This window comes from Halopseudomonas bauzanensis (assembly GCF_900114735.1).
Taxonomy (GTDB): Bacteria; Pseudomonadota; Gammaproteobacteria; order Pseudomonadales; family Pseudomonadaceae; genus Halopseudomonas; species Halopseudomonas bauzanensis.
Genome location: NZ_FOUA01000005.1, coordinates 250,615 through 263,700, shown reverse-complemented (window position 1 = coordinate 263,700; position 13,086 = coordinate 250,615). Strand labels below are relative to the sequence as shown.

The 13,086-nt window shown below is 63.3% G+C and carries 13 protein-coding genes; 8 read left to right on the top strand and 5 right to left on the bottom strand.

Annotation, left to right across the window (positions count from 1 at the left end; all coding sequences use genetic code 11):
• Nucleotides 1-29: 29 nt before the first annotated feature.
• From asd to BM267_RS12565, 3 genes are read right to left on the bottom strand one after another with little or no spacing between them, the layout of a single operon-like run.
• The gene (asd, locus tag BM267_RS12575; protein WP_074780211.1) at nucleotides 30-890 is read right to left on the bottom strand and encodes an archaetidylserine decarboxylase; all 861 of its coding nucleotides are present in this window, start codon (nucleotides 888-890) and stop codon (nucleotides 30-32) included.
• A 9-nt stretch (nucleotides 891-899) separates the two neighbouring features.
• Entirely contained in the window at nucleotides 900-1,715 is an 816-nt protein-coding gene (locus BM267_RS12570; RefSeq protein ID WP_074780214.1) for a rhodanese-like domain-containing protein, read from the bottom strand.
• Nucleotides 1,712-1,918: a hypothetical protein gene (locus BM267_RS12565; RefSeq protein WP_036990644.1), complete on the bottom strand. Its 207-nt coding sequence runs from the start codon at nucleotides 1,916-1,918 to the stop codon at nucleotides 1,712-1,714. The genes BM267_RS12570 and BM267_RS12565 overlap by 4 nt, the downstream gene beginning before the upstream one ends.
• Here BM267_RS12565 and motA point away from each other — a divergent pair, their 5' ends adjacent.
• Together motA and motB are read left to right on the top strand one after the other, a co-directional pair.
• The gene (gene motA / locus BM267_RS12560) at nucleotides 1,919-2,773 is read left to right on the top strand and encodes a flagellar motor stator protein MotA (RefSeq protein ID WP_036990643.1); all 855 of its coding nucleotides are present in this window, start codon (nucleotides 1,919-1,921) and stop codon (nucleotides 2,771-2,773) included.
• Nucleotides 2,774-2,776: 3 nt separating this feature from the next.
• Nucleotides 2,777-3,817, top strand: a complete 1,041-nt coding sequence (gene motB / locus BM267_RS12555) for a flagellar motor protein MotB (protein ID WP_074780217.1) — start codon at nucleotides 2,777-2,779, stop codon at nucleotides 3,815-3,817.
• 118 nt (nucleotides 3,818-3,935) lie between these two features.
• On the opposite strand, the gene rsgA is transcribed toward motB, so the two are convergent.
• On the bottom strand, nucleotides 3,936-4,961 hold the full coding sequence (gene rsgA, locus BM267_RS12550; protein ID WP_074780221.1) for a small ribosomal subunit biogenesis GTPase RsgA: 1,026 nt from the start codon (nucleotides 4,959-4,961) through the stop codon (nucleotides 3,936-3,938).
• An 89-nt stretch (nucleotides 4,962-5,050) separates the two neighbouring features.
• Between rsgA and orn the strand changes: the two genes are divergently transcribed.
• Nucleotides 5,051-5,593, top strand: a complete 543-nt coding sequence (gene orn, locus BM267_RS12545) for an oligoribonuclease (protein ID WP_036990640.1) — start codon at nucleotides 5,051-5,053, stop codon at nucleotides 5,591-5,593.
• Nucleotides 5,594-5,651: 58 nt separating this feature from the next.
• Here the strand turns inward: orn and queG are convergent, their stop codons facing one another.
• A complete protein-coding gene (gene queG / locus BM267_RS12540) occupies nucleotides 5,652-6,725 on the bottom strand; it encodes a tRNA epoxyqueuosine(34) reductase QueG (RefSeq protein ID WP_036990639.1) in 1,074 nt (357 codons plus the stop codon).
• A gap of 66 nt (nucleotides 6,726-6,791) precedes the next feature.
• Between queG and BM267_RS12535 the strand changes: the two genes are divergently transcribed.
• Genes BM267_RS12535 through miaA form a run of 5 tightly spaced genes read left to right on the top strand, consistent with a single transcriptional unit; the run spans nucleotide 6,792 to nucleotide 13,034 of the window.
• The gene (locus tag BM267_RS12535) at nucleotides 6,792-8,288 is read left to right on the top strand and encodes a bifunctional ADP-dependent NAD(P)H-hydrate dehydratase/NAD(P)H-hydrate epimerase (protein ID WP_074780665.1); all 1,497 of its coding nucleotides are present in this window, start codon (nucleotides 6,792-6,794) and stop codon (nucleotides 8,286-8,288) included.
• Nucleotides 8,285-8,767, top strand: a complete 483-nt coding sequence (tsaE, locus tag BM267_RS12530) for a tRNA (adenosine(37)-N6)-threonylcarbamoyltransferase complex ATPase subunit type 1 TsaE (protein ID WP_136869274.1) — start codon at nucleotides 8,285-8,287, stop codon at nucleotides 8,765-8,767. The genes BM267_RS12535 and tsaE overlap by 4 nt, the downstream gene beginning before the upstream one ends.
• Before the next feature lie 14 nt (nucleotides 8,768-8,781).
• Entirely contained in the window at nucleotides 8,782-10,179 is a 1,398-nt protein-coding gene (locus BM267_RS12525; RefSeq protein ID WP_074780226.1) for an N-acetylmuramoyl-L-alanine amidase, read from the top strand.
• 20 nt (nucleotides 10,180-10,199) lie between these two features.
• Nucleotides 10,200-12,059, top strand: a complete 1,860-nt coding sequence (gene mutL / locus BM267_RS12520; protein ID WP_074780229.1) for a DNA mismatch repair endonuclease MutL — start codon at nucleotides 10,200-10,202, stop codon at nucleotides 12,057-12,059.
• Entirely contained in the window at nucleotides 12,060-13,034 is a 975-nt protein-coding gene (gene miaA / locus BM267_RS12515) for a tRNA (adenosine(37)-N6)-dimethylallyltransferase MiaA (RefSeq protein WP_074780232.1), read from the top strand.
• The last annotated feature ends 52 nt before the right edge of the window (nucleotides 13,035-13,086 follow it).

Genomic DNA, 13,086 nt, shown 5'->3' with positions numbered 1-13,086 from the left:
GGGGGCGTTGCGCTTACAGCTTCAATGGCTCAGTCAGCGGGGCTGAGTCGCTCGCCCATCTTCTGACCCATGCGTACCAGGCTACCGGCCGCCAGGTGTTCATCCCAGCGCGCGCGTCCGGGAGCGAACAGCACAATAGCCGTGGAACCGAGCTTGAAGCGGCCCATCTCCGCGCCGCGTTCCAGTTCCGGGGCGCGGTGGCCGTAGGATTCACTGCGCAGCTGGCGTTGCGGTGGCGCCACCAGGCCAGCCCAGACGGTTTCCACTGAGGCCACGATCATCGCACCGACCAGCACCACGGCCATGGGGCCGGCATCGGTATCGAACAGACAGACCACCCGTTCGTTGCGGGCGAAGAGCTCCGGCACGTTCTCTGCGGTGGTCTGATTCACTGAAAACAGCTTGCCCGGTACATAGATCATGTCGCGCAGTGTGCCGCCCAGGGGCATGTGTACGCGGTGATAGTCGCTGGGCGACAGATATACGGTGGCAAATTCGCCGCCCTGGAATTGCTCGGCATGGGCCGGATTGCCGCCGAGCAGTTCAAGCACGCTGAAACTCTGGCCCTTGGCCTGGAAGATGCGGCCATGCTCGATCTTGCCCAGTTGGCTGATGGCGCCATCGGCCGGGCAGAGAATGCTGGCTTCGCCCTCATCCAGTGGGCGGGCGTCGGGCAGCAGGGCGCGGGTAAAGAAATCATTGAAGCAGCGGTAGGCGGTCGGGTTCGGCTCGACGGCCTGGCTCATATCGACCTGGTAGCGCTTGACGAACCAGTTGATAAAGGGGTTTTTCACCCAGCTCCAGGTACAGTTGGCCAGCCCGCCGGCCAGACGGGACAGCAGGTGCTGGGGCAATAGGTATTGGGAAGTGATGAACAGGCGATCGCGCATGTAGAGGTCTCAGAGATCAATGGGTGTATCGGGATGGTTGCCCCATTCGGCCCAGGAGCCGGCATAGGCCCTGACCCGTGGGTAGCCAAGGATCTTGGCCGCCAGATAGGTGAAGCCGGAGCGGTGATGGGTCTGGCAATGGGTGACCACGTCCCGGTCAGGAGTGATGCCCAGGGCTTGCAGTTGTGCAGCCAGGTCGGCGCGCAGGCGCAGGCCGTGCTGCGGGTCCATGCCGGCCGTCCATTCAAAGTTGATGGCCCCGGGGATATGCCCGCCGCGGGCGGCCAGCACTTTGTCGCCCCGGTGCTCGGCCGGCGAGCGAGCGTCCCAGATCACCTGATCGGGGTTATTCAGGTTGGCCAGCAGCTCATCCAGAGTCACGCTGTGATCGCTATTGACGGTCAGGGTGGGCTGGGTTGGCTCGGCCTGATGCGCCTGTTGCTCCAGCGGCAAATTCTCGGCCTGCCAGGCTTTCAGACCGCCATTCAGATAGCTGTAGTGCGGGTGGCCGATGCTGTCGAGAATCCAGATGAAGCGTCCGGCCCAACCGCCGCCTTCATCGTCGTAAACGATGTAATGCAGCTCACTGTGATGGCCCAGGCTGCCGAGAATCTGCTGCAGGCTGGCCACGTCGGGCAGTAGCCCGGGAACCGGGGCAGGGCTGGTGATGCTGCCGGGCGGCAGATGCACGGCGCCGGGGACATGGCCGGCCAGGTACTGCTCGGACTTGCTCAGGTCGACCAGCCGAAATACCGCCGGATCGAGCGATGCCGGTAACTGGCTGGGCTCCAGCAGTAACGGCAATGCAGAAGAGGAAGTGGTCATGGTTCGAATCTCTTTTCGTTGTTGCAGGCATTATACAGAGCAAAGCCGGCAAAGCTGGGCTTGGCTGAAAAAGCCGATGCGATGAGTGGCAGCAGCCGCTGCAATTTGTCATTCAGAATTGGCGCGCTGTGGCCGATATAGGCCGGTATGATGGTTTTTTGGGTGCCGGTCGGGCGCCGGGCGAGTCGGAGATAGCGGGGCATATGCTGAAAATTGTGGGTTATGTGATAGTCACCATCAGCGTGTTTGGTGGGTTCATGATGTCGGGCGGGATGTTGGCGGCGCTGTGGCATCCTTTTGAAATCGTCATCATTGGCGGTGCGGCGTTGGGTATCTTTCTGATTGCCAACAGCATGGCGACGGTAAAAAAGGTACTTGGCAAGATCCCGGCGATCTTCTTTGGACACCGCTTCAACAAGGCTTTTTATCTGGATGTGCTCGGGGTGCTCTATGAGATCCTCAACAAAAGCCGCCGCGAGGGCATGATGGCGATCGAGGCGGATATCGAAGAGCCCCAGGAAAGCCCGATTTTCAGCAAGTACCCGGCGATTCTCAAGGATGCGCATATGACCGCTTTCATCTGCGACTACCTGCGCATCATGTCCACCGGCACTATGGCGCCCCACGAGCTGGAGGCGCTGTTCGATGTGGAAATTTCCAGCCTCACCGAGGAACTGAACGAGCCGGCCCACGCCCTGAACCGGATCGCCGACGCCCTGCCGGGTTTCGGTATCGTCGCTGCAGTGCTTGGGATCGTCATCACCATGAGTATCCTCGGCGAGGCGGACAACGCCTTGATCGGCGAGAAGGTTGGTACTGCGCTGGTGGGGACTTTCCTGGGTATCCTCGCGGCCTACGGTTTCGTTGGACCTTTCGGCACCGCGGTCCAGCATGACGCCAACGAAGAGGCCAATACCTACGAAGCGATCAAAATGTGCCTGGTCGCCAGTGCCCAGGGCCTGCCACCGGCATTGGCGGTGGAGTTTGGCCGCAAGGCACTGCTGCCGGAGCAGCGGCCAAGCTTTGCCGAGCTGGAAACGTCGGTCAAGGGGCGCTGAGCCGTGGACAGTCCTCAGCCGATCATCGTCAAGCGAGTCAGCCGCAAGGCTGACGGCCACCGCGGCGGCTCCTGGAAGATCGCCTTCGCTGACTTCGCCATTGCCATGATGGCGTTCTTCCTGGTCATGTGGTTGGTCACGGTAGCGACGCCGGAGCAGCTGAAAATGGTCTCCGCCTATTTCAAGGACCCGATCAATTTTGATGGTGGCAGCCCGCACCCAATTGATCTGGGCGGCTCGCCGACACCGGCGCCGCAACGTACCCTCAATGAGTTGGACAGTGGCAGGGACCAATTGCCGGAGCTGTTGGAGCAACTGGAGCCGATGGTGCCGGCGCGGCCGGAGGTGGATGAGCTGCCGGACAAGATGGAGCTGCGCGAGCTGGACCTGCTGTTGCAGGAACTGCAGAACAAGATCGATACCGAGCCGGTTCTGCAGCGCTTCCGTGATCAGATCCTGATGGAGTTTACCCTGGAGGGGTTGCGCATCCAGATCGTTGATGCGGAAAATCGGCCCATGTTCGCCAGTGGCAGCCCCGAATTGCGGCCGTATTTCGAGGAGATCCTGTTGACCCTGGCCGATACCATCGCAAAGGTGCCGAAGCGTATCAGCATCAGCGGCCACACCGACGCCATGCCTTATACCGGACGCCGGGATTACGGCAACTGGGAACTGTCGACCCAGCGCGCCAATGCGGCGCGGCGCACGCTGCTGGCCGCCGGGTATCCCGAACAGCAGGTGGCGCGTGTGGTGGGCTACGCCGACTCGGCGCTGTTCGACGCGGACGACCCGCTCAATCCGATCAACCGGCGGATCGATATCGTGGTCATGAACAAGCGTGCCGAGTTCGATATGCGGCGGCAGGCCGGCGCTGAGCGGCCGCAAGGTGGCTCGGCGCAGGCCGACCCGGAAGGCGCATCGCTGGACTCGCAATCGGCTGGGGATAGCGCGCCGGCAGCCGACGAGCTGCCCGCCACGCCACCCTCTGAGCGCCCGCGTAACCTGTTCGATGATGACAGTCAGTCCCTGGAACTGAGGCTCTAGAAGCGCCGCAGCAGGAGAGATCTATTGTGGGAGCGGCCTTGGCCGCGAGGCCTCACCCGGAACGCTTCGCGGCCGAGGCCGCTCCTGCAGTAGGGCTTCTGGGCGCTGGAGCACCGGCTCAGTTGCCGCTCAGACTTGCCAGAATATGCCGGTAGCTGTTCATTCGGCCGGCGGAAATCTCGCCGCTGGCCACCGCTTCGAGCAAGGCGCAGCCCGGTTCGTGCTTGTGCTGGCAATCGCGGAAACGGCAATGGCCGAGGAATGGGCGAAACTCGATAAAGCCTTCCAGCAGCTCATCGGGGCTGATATGAGTCAGGCCGAATTCGCGGATGCCGGGGGAGTCGATCAGATCTCCGCCATCAGGAAAGTGAAACAGCCGGGCGGTGGTGGTGGTATGGGTACCCTTGCCGGTCATCTCTGATAGCGCTCCGACGCGCAGGTCCACATCCGGCAGAAGAGCGTTGATCAAAGAGGATTTGCCCACCCCGGACTGACCGACCAGCACATTGACATGATCACGCAGCTCCCGGCGCAGGCCATCCAGCCCTTCGCCCGAGCCAGCGGACAGGCACAGGGTGCGATAGCCCAGGCGGGCGTAGTCATCCAGCCACGAGCGGATGTGCCCGGAGTCGCCCTGATCCAGCAGGTCAGCCTTGTTCAATACCAGCAGCGGTTCCAGTCCAGCCTGTTCGGCGGCGACCAGATAACGGTCGATCAGGTTGCTGTGTGGCGTGGGCAGGGGGGCGAATACAATCACCAGACGGTCGACGTTCGCTGCCACTGGCTTCAGCTGGCCGCGATGGTCTGGTCGATGCAGCTCGGTTGCTCGCGGCTGCAGTGCGACGATCACGCCACCTTGCTGATTATCGGCACGCCAGACGATGCGGTCGCCGGTTACCAGTGCCGGCAGGTTGGCGCGCCGATGGCAGCGCCGGACCTGGCCTTGCAGCGGGCCGGAGCTGGCCTCGACATCCACTTGCACCCCGAAATGGGCGATGACCTGGCCTTCCTGTTCTGGCCCGAGGTCGCCGCCGAGCAGGCTTTCCTCGGCCAGATCGGCCCGCCGGCTGGCGCGCGCGCTGCGCTCGTCCTGGATTTTTTGAATCCGCCAGCTCTGGCGTCGGGTGAGATGTCGCTTGGCCATAAATTATGCATCTTGAGAATCCGCCGCAGTGTAGCACGGGGCGCGTATACTGCTGCTACCCGGCGGCGCCAATATGCAAAGGAGCGACTATGAAGCACCCAGATAACCTGATCTGGATCGACCTGGAAATGACCGGTCTGGATCCGGACAAGGACGTGATCATCGAAATTGCCACCATCATCACCGACCCCCAGCTGAACGTGCTCGCCGAAGGGCCGGCGCTGGCCATCAAGCAACCCGATGCGCTGCTCGACGGCATGGATGAGTGGAATACCCGCCAGCACAACCAGTCCGGTCTGGTGCAACGGGTCAAGGACAGCCCCATCAGTCTGGCCGAAGCAGAGCAGATGACCCTCGAGTTCATCTGCAAATGGGTGCCGGCGGGACGCTCACCGATGTGCGGCAACAGTATCTGCCAGGATCGGCGTTTTCTCTATCGCGGCATGCCGAACCTGGAGCAATTCTTCCATTACCGCAACCTGGATGTGTCCACGCTGAAGGAGTTGGCCGCGCGCTGGGCGCCGGCGGTGCGCGATGGTTTCCAGAAAGAGAGCAGTCATCTGGCGCTGGATGATATTCGCGATTCGATTGCCGAGTTGCGGCATTACCGCGAGCACTTCATCAAGTTCTGAACGGTGGCGGGGCGGACTGGTGGGGCGGCCAGCCCCTGCACTCAAGGCAGATGCCACTCTAGCTTTCCGGGCTGGTTCCGTGCCGTGTCAACGCCCAGCGCACATGTTCGCGCACCAGCTCAGAGGGGTGATCGAGCCGACTGCGGAGTGCCTCGACCACCGGGATGCTGGTATGGGCGTTGCCCAGACCTACGGCCAGATTGCGCAGCCAGCGTTCGTGGCCGATGCGGCGCAGCGGTGACCCCTCGGTGTTTTTCAGAAACTGCTCCTCATCCCAGCGGAACAGGCTGATCAGATCGGCCTGATCCAGCTGATGGCGCGGACTGAAATCCTGCTCGTTGGTGGGCTTGGCGAACTTGTTCCATGGGCAGACCAACTGGCAGTCATCACAACCGAACACCCGGTTGCCCATTTGCGGACGCAACTCCTCTGGTATCGCGCCCTTGAGCTCGATGGTCAGGTAGGAAATGCAGCGCCGGGCATCCAGCACATGCGCGCCGACAAACGCGTCGGTCGGGCATTTGCTCAGGCAGGCGCTGCAACTGCCGCAGTGGTCCTGCTCATAGGGTTCATCGGTAGGCAGCGGCAGATCGGTATACAGCTCGCCGAGGAAGAAGAAGCTACCGGCCTTGCGGTTCAGCAGCATGGTGTTCTTGCCGATCCAACCCAGCCCGGAGCGGGTCGCCAGGGCGCGTTCCATGACCGGGGCGCTGTCGACGAAGGCGCGAAAGCCGAACGGACCGATCAGGTTCTGGATACGCTCGGCCAGTTGCTGCAGACGGCGGCGGATCAGCTTGTGATAGTCGCGGCCCAGAGCGTAGCGGGAGATATAGGCCGCATCGCGGTCGGCCAGTCGTTTGGCCATGCCGGTGTCGGTGGGCAGGTAATCCATGCGCACCGAAATGACCCGGCGCGTTCCCGGGACCAGCTCTTCCGGGCGTGTGCGCTTGCTGCCGTGGCTGGCCATCCACTCCATTTCCCCGTGGTAGCCCGCATCCAGCCATTGCTGCAGACGCTGTTCATGGGCGCCGATGTCTGGGTCGCTGATGCCCAGCTGCTGAAAGCCGAGCTCGGCGGCGATCTCGCGGATCTGAGCGGCAAGCTGGACATAATCGGGAGCGGTATCGGGCATGGGGCTGGGGTCTGTGCTTGAGTGAACGTATAATTCTGCCAGACAACACATCCGGGTGACATGTCCATGCGTCCTGATCTTCCTCGCCACATCTACAGCGCCGCGGCTACCAGAGAGCTGGATGCACGCATTATCGCCGCCGGCACGCCCGGTTTCGAGCTGATGCAGCGGGCCGCCGCCGCTGTCTGGCGCGAGCTGCGCCGGCGCTGGCCCCATGCCGTTCGGCTGACCGTGCTGTGCGGCGGCGGTAATAATGGCGGCGATGGTTATCTGGTGGCGCGCCTGGCCCAGCGGGCCGGCTGGCACGTGCAGGTATTGACGCTGACGCCGCCGGAGCGTCTGCAAGGCGATGCGGCAGCGGCTTGGCGCGCCGCTCAGGAAGCGGGCGCCAGCATCGAGCCCTGGCGAGGCGTTCTGCCGCGAAGTGGTGTGGTGCTGGATGCCATGCTCGGCACCGGGCTGCAAGCGGCGGTGCGTGATCCCTTCAGCAATGCCATTACAGTGGTCAATGCCAGCGGCCTACCGGTGGTGGCGGTAGACCTGCCCAGCGGCTTGAATGCTGATCGCGGAGTCATCGAGGGCTGCGCTATCCGGGCGGATCTGACGGTGACCTTTATCGCCCTCAAGCCCGGCCTGCTGACCGGCCAGGGGCCGGATCAGGTCGGTGAGCTGTGTTTCGCCGCACTGGCCGAGGCGCCCGAGCCGGGCGTGGCGCCGCAGCTCCAACGGCTGGATCTGGCGTTCTATCAGGAGACACTTGCGCCGCGGCCCCGGGCCGCACACAAGGGTATGTTCGGCCACCTGCTGGTCATTGGCGGCAACCAGGGGATGGGCGGTGCTATCCTGTTGGCGGCAGAAACCGCGCTGCGCTGCGGCGCGGGCAAGGTCAGTGTGGCGACCCGCAGTGAACATGTGGTGCCTATGCTGGCCCGATGCCCGGAAGTGATGGCGCATGGGGTGGATGATCCGGCACAATTGGCACCTTTGCTGGACCAGGCCACGGCAGTGGTGCTGGGGCCCGGATTGGGCTCTGGTCCCTGGGCTACACAACTGCTGAATGCAGTGCTGGAACGCGACCTGCCGCGGATACTGGATGCCGATGCGCTGAATGCCATCGCCGCCGCGCCGCAGGCTGTCTCGTTGGGCAAGCGGACGATCATCACGCCACATCCGGCCGAGGCGGCCCGGTTGCTCGGCTGCGCGACTGCAGACATTCAGGCCGACCGGCTGGCGGCGGTCGAGCGGTTGGCGGAACGCTTTGGCTGTGCGGCTGTCCTCAAGGGGGTGGGCTCGCTGGTGGCCGGGCCCGCAGATGAAATGTTGCCGGGGTTATGCCAGTACGGTAATCCGGGTATGGCCAGTGCGGGGATGGGGGATGTCCTGTCCGGTTTGATCGGCGCGTTGTTGGCCCAGCGCATGGAAGCGGGCGCAGCCGGGCGTTACGCGGTATTGCTGCATGCCCTGGCGGGTGACCGGGCGGCAGAGCAGGGCGGTCAGCTGGGTATCGTCGCCAGCGACCTGATTTCATCCATACGTTTTTATCTGAACCTGCGGGATATTTGATGACCCTGGAATTGCATGCACAAGGTGATCAGGCCATGGAACGCCTGGGCGCGGCTATTGGTGAGGCACTGAACTGGCGCGGCAGCGTCTGGCTGGAGGGCGACCTGGGCGCGGGCAAGACTACCCTCAGTCGTGGCCTGATCCGCGCTGCCGGTCATGCCGGTGCGGTGAAAAGCCCGACCTTCACGCTGGTTGAGCCCTATGAGCTGGAGCAGCGGAGTATCTACCATTTCGATCTGTATCGACTGGCCGACCCCGAGGAACTGGAGTTTCTCGGTATTCGTGACTACTTTTCGGACAATAGCCTGTGTTTGATAGAATGGCCCGCGAAAGGCCAGGGCATGTTGCCGCAGCCGGACCTGATCATCAGCATCACGGTTGACGGCGATGGCAGAAGACTGCAGATTGAGGGGCATGGGGAGCGCGGCCTGGCTGCTGGCCACAGGCTGCACAGCACAAGAGGCGAAGCAACGCCGTGATAAAACTCAGAACAATGACGCTGCGTGCGCTGGGGCTGTTACTGCTGGTCACCGGCACGCTGTATGGCGGCCTGCTGCAGGCCGCGCAGATCGAAAGTGTGCGCCTGTGGCGCGCGCCGGACAACACCCGGCTGGTCTTCGACCTCACCGGCCCTGCCGACCACAAACTGTTTACCCTGTCCAATCCCGAGCGGATCGTCATCGATATTTCGGGCGCGCGCTTTGCCGCCAGTACCGGTGATCTGCCGCTGCAGAACACCCCGCTGACCGGCTTGCGTTCGGCGCCTCGTGACGGCAGTGATCTGCGGGTGGTGTTGGACCTGTCCCGTGAGGTCAAGCCGAAGAGCTTCTCGTTGCCGCCGAATCAGCAGCACGGCCACCGACTGGTGATCGACCTCTATGACAACGAGCCGCGACCGGACCTGCCGGCCACGGCCGAGCCAAGCGCTTCGCCCTTGCCGCAGACGCCGACCCGCTCGGTGAGCGAGGCCGGCCAGCGGGATATCATTGTTGCTCTCGATGCCGGTCACGGCGGTGAAGACCCGGGCGCCATCGGTCATAACAAGGCGCGGGAAAAGGACGTGGTGCTGGCAATCGCTCGCGAGACGAAAGCACTGATCGATGCCGAGCCGGGGTTCAAGGCGGTGCTGGTGCGGACCGGGGATTATTTCATTCCGTTGCGCAAGCGCACCGAGATCGCCCGCAAGCACAACGCCGACCTGTTCGTCTCCATTCACGCCGATGCTTTTACCCGGCCCAGCGCCTTCGGCGCGTCGGTGTACGCCTTGTCTGATCGCGGTGCGACCTCGGAAACCGCGCGCCTGCTGGCGGACCGGGAAAACCGCTCCGACCTGATCGGCGGCGTGGGCGGCGTGAGTCTGGACAACAGGGATCAGGTGCTGGCCAGCGTGCTGCTGGATCTGTCCATGACCGCTACCCTGTCCGCCAGCCTGGATGTCGGGCAGCAGGTACTGGGCTCTATCGGCAAGCTGACCCCGTTGCACAAGCGCCGGGTTGAACAGGCCGGCTTCATGGTGCTCAAATCCCCGGACATTCCATCGATTCTGGTTGAGACGGGGTTCATCTCCAATCCCGGGGAGGCCAGGAAGCTGGTGACCCGCAGCCACCAGCAGGGCTTGGCGCGGGCGATGCACAGCGGTATCCGCAGCTACTTCCATCGCAATCCGCCGCCCGGTACGCGCATTGCCGCGCTCAAGAGCAACGGTCAGCTGGCGCAAGGGCCGCGTGAGCATATGGTGACGCGGGGTGATACCCTGTCGATGATCGCTACCCGCTACGAGGTCAGCCTGGCCAGTCTGCGCCAGGCCAACGGTCTGGGTAACGATCAGATTCGCGTCGGTCAGGTGCTCAAGGTGCCGGCCGGCAACATGCTGGTCAAAAATGACCCCTGATACTGCTAACGAAGTCTGACATGCCCCGAATACAGTTGTTGAATCCGCGTCTGGCCAACCAGATTGCGGCTGGAGAGGTCGTCGAACGTCCCGCCTCGGTGATCAAGGAGCTGCTGGAAAACAGCCTGGACGCCGGCGCCACGCGAATCGACATCGACGTCGAACAGGGCGGCGTCAAACTGTTGCGGGTGCGCGATGACGGCTGTGGTATTGATGAGGGTGATCTGCCGCTGGCGCTGTCACGCCATGCCACCAGCAAGATCATGGATCTGGATGATCTGGAGCGGGTCGCCACCCTGGGCTTTCGTGGCGAGGCGCTGGCCTCGGTGGCCTCGGTGTCGCGGCTGCTGCTGACCTCCTGCTCGGAGACCGCGGAACAAGCCTGGCAGGTGGAGACCGAGGGGCGCGACATGAACCCGCGGGTGCAACCGGCGGCGCATCCCCGGGGCACCACGGTGGAAGTGCGTGACCTGTTTTTCAATACCCCGGCGCGACGCAAATTCCTGCGCACCGAGAAAACCGAATTCGGCCACCTGGAAGAGGTGGTCAAGCGCCTGGCCTTGTCGCGCTTCGATGTCGCTTTCAATCTGCGGCACAATGGTCGCTCGGTACTTAGCCTGCGGCCGGCGCACACCGAGCAGGAGGCGCGGCGTCGGGTCGCCAGCATCTGCGGTCCGGCCTTCGTCGAACAGTCGGTGACCATCGACCAGGAGCGCAGCGGACTGCGCCTGTGGGGCTGGGTCGGACTGGCGACCTTTTCCCGCAGCCAGGCGGATCTGCAGTATTTCTGCGTCAATGGCCGGATGATCCGCGACAAGCTGGTGGCCCATGCGGTACGCCAGGCCTATCGTGATGTGCTGTTCAATGGGCGGCACCCGACCTTTGTGCTGTTTCTGGAAGTGGATCCGGCGGTGGTGGATGTCAACGTACACCCGACCAAGCACGAGGTACGCTTCCGCGACGGTCGCATGGTGCATGACTTCCTGTTCAGCACTCTGTACCGGGCGCTGGCCGATCAGCGGCCGGACTCGCAGAGCGGGGCGACGGATGATTCAACTGGTGAAGGCTTGCAGTCAACGGCCATGCCGGCCGCCACGGGCCTGAGCGCCGGGGTGTTCTCCGGGCAGACCCATATGCCGCTGAATGAACCCGCACCAGCCTGGTCGGTTGCGCCTGCGGCGCTGGAGCGCCCTTCGCCACAGGCATTGGCTGGCGCCACGCAGGCTTATGCCGGGCTTTATGGTGAAACGGCGAGTCAGCCTGCGCAGATGCCGCCAGCCGGAGACGCCGGCGAGGTGCCGCCGCTGGGCTACGCCTTGGCCCAGCTGCACGGCGTATTCATTCTGGCGGAGAATGCCGACGGCCTGGTAGTCGTCGACATGCACGCCGCTCATGAGCGCATCACCTATGAGCGCCTGAAGCAGGCCATGGAGCTTGAGGGGCTGCGCAGCCAACCGCTGTTGGTACCCGAGTCCATGGCGGTGAGTCAGCGTCAGGCCGACTGCGCCGAGGAACATGCCGCCTGGTTCGCCCGGTTGGGCTTTGCCTTGCAGCGCATGGGGCCGGAAACCTTGGCCATTCGTGAAATTCCGGCATTGCTGCGCCAGGCCGATGCGGCGCAGTTGGTGCAGGATGTGCTGGCGGATCTGATGGAGTTTGGTACCAGTGACCGCATCGAGGCGCACCGCAACGAATTGCTGGCCACCATGGCCTGCCACGGCTCGGTACGCGCCAATCGGCGCCTGACCCTGGCGGAAATGAACGCACTGTTGCGTGACATGGAGCAGACCGAGCGCAGTGGCCAGTGCAACCACGGGCGGCCGACCTGGACCCGCATGAGCATGGGCGAGCTGGATAAACTCTTCCTCCGGGGCCGTTGAATGGGCGCTTCTGCGACACCCACGGTGATCTGCCTGATGGGCCCGACCGCCGCGGGCAAGACCGATATGGCCCTGCATCTGGCCGAGCACCTGCCATGCGAGCTGATCAGCGTGGATTCGGCACTGGTCTATCGCGGCATGGACATCGGCACCGCCAAGCCCGATGCCGCGACCCTGGCGCGCTATCCCCACCATCTGGTAGATATCCTCGATCCAGCCGAAGCCTACTCGGCGGCACGCTTTCGCCATGATGCCCAGGCGCTGATCGCCGATATCATCAACCGCGGCCGCATCCCGCTGCTGGTCGGCGGCACCATGCTGTATTACAAGGCTCTGGCCGGCGGACTGGCCGCAATGCCGGCGGCTGATCCGCTGGTGCGTCAGCGCATCGAGGCCCTGGCTGCGGCGCAGGGTTGGGAGGCAGTGCATGCCGAGCTGGCGAAGGTCGATCCGACCGCGGCCGCCCGCATTCATCCCAATGACCCACAGCGGATTCAGCGTGCTTATGAAGTCTTTCTGTTGAGTGGCGTGACGCTGACCGATTGGCATGCCCGCCAGGCGCTTGAAAATGCCGAAAGCAGGGCGACTGGTGGGGCAAATATGTCCTATACTACGCGCTATGTGGCTGTGGCTCCCCGCGAGCGGCATATCCTCCATGAACGCATTGCCCTGCGTTTTTCACTGATGTTGGAGCAGGGTTTCATTGCTGAAGTGGAAGCCTTGCATGCGCGGGGTGATCTGGATGTGTCGATGCCGTCGGTTCGTGCAGTGGGGTACCGGCAGGCCTGGGACTATCTCGACGGGAAACTCTCTCTCGATGAAATGGTCGAACGCGGTGTAATTGCCACCCGGCAGTTGGCGAAGCGCCAGTTTACCTGGCTGCGCGGTTGGCGTGAGGATATCGAATGGTTCGACAGCCTGGACCCGGAAAGATCGGACAAGCTCTTGAAATACCTCGGGTCAATCGCCATATAGCTTTCTCGTACTGCTGTCGGCAGGTGTCACGTAGTCATCTGGATACTGGCTG

What these genes read in the sequence shown, in the direction of transcription:
- queG (WP_036990639.1), bottom strand. Translation starts at nt 6,725, where the DNA reads ATGCCCGATACCGCTCCCGATTATGTCCAGCTTGCCGCTCAGATCCGC.
- asd (WP_074780211.1), bottom strand. Translation starts at nt 890, where the DNA reads ATGCGCGATCGCCTGTTCATCACTTCCCAATACCTATTGCCCCAGCAC.
- miaA (WP_074780232.1), top strand. Translation starts at nt 12,060, where the DNA reads ATGGGCGCTTCTGCGACACCCACGGTGATCTGCCTGATGGGCCCGACC.
- BM267_RS12565 (WP_036990644.1), bottom strand. Translation starts at nt 1,918, where the DNA reads ATGCCCCGCTATCTCCGACTCGCCCGGCGCCCGACCGGCACCCAAAAA.
- orn (WP_036990640.1), top strand. Translation starts at nt 5,051, where the DNA reads ATGAAGCACCCAGATAACCTGATCTGGATCGACCTGGAAATGACCGGT.
- BM267_RS12535 (WP_074780665.1), top strand. Translation starts at nt 6,792, where the DNA reads ATGCGTCCTGATCTTCCTCGCCACATCTACAGCGCCGCGGCTACCAGA.
- rsgA (WP_074780221.1), bottom strand. Translation starts at nt 4,961, where the DNA reads ATGGCCAAGCGACATCTCACCCGACGCCAGAGCTGGCGGATTCAAAAA.
- BM267_RS12525 (WP_074780226.1), top strand. Translation starts at nt 8,782, where the DNA reads ATGACGCTGCGTGCGCTGGGGCTGTTACTGCTGGTCACCGGCACGCTG.
- BM267_RS12570 (WP_074780214.1), bottom strand. Translation starts at nt 1,715, where the DNA reads ATGACCACTTCCTCTTCTGCATTGCCGTTACTGCTGGAGCCCAGCCAG.
- mutL (WP_074780229.1), top strand. Translation starts at nt 10,200, where the DNA reads ATGCCCCGAATACAGTTGTTGAATCCGCGTCTGGCCAACCAGATTGCG.
- motA (WP_036990643.1), top strand. Translation starts at nt 1,919, where the DNA reads ATGCTGAAAATTGTGGGTTATGTGATAGTCACCATCAGCGTGTTTGGT.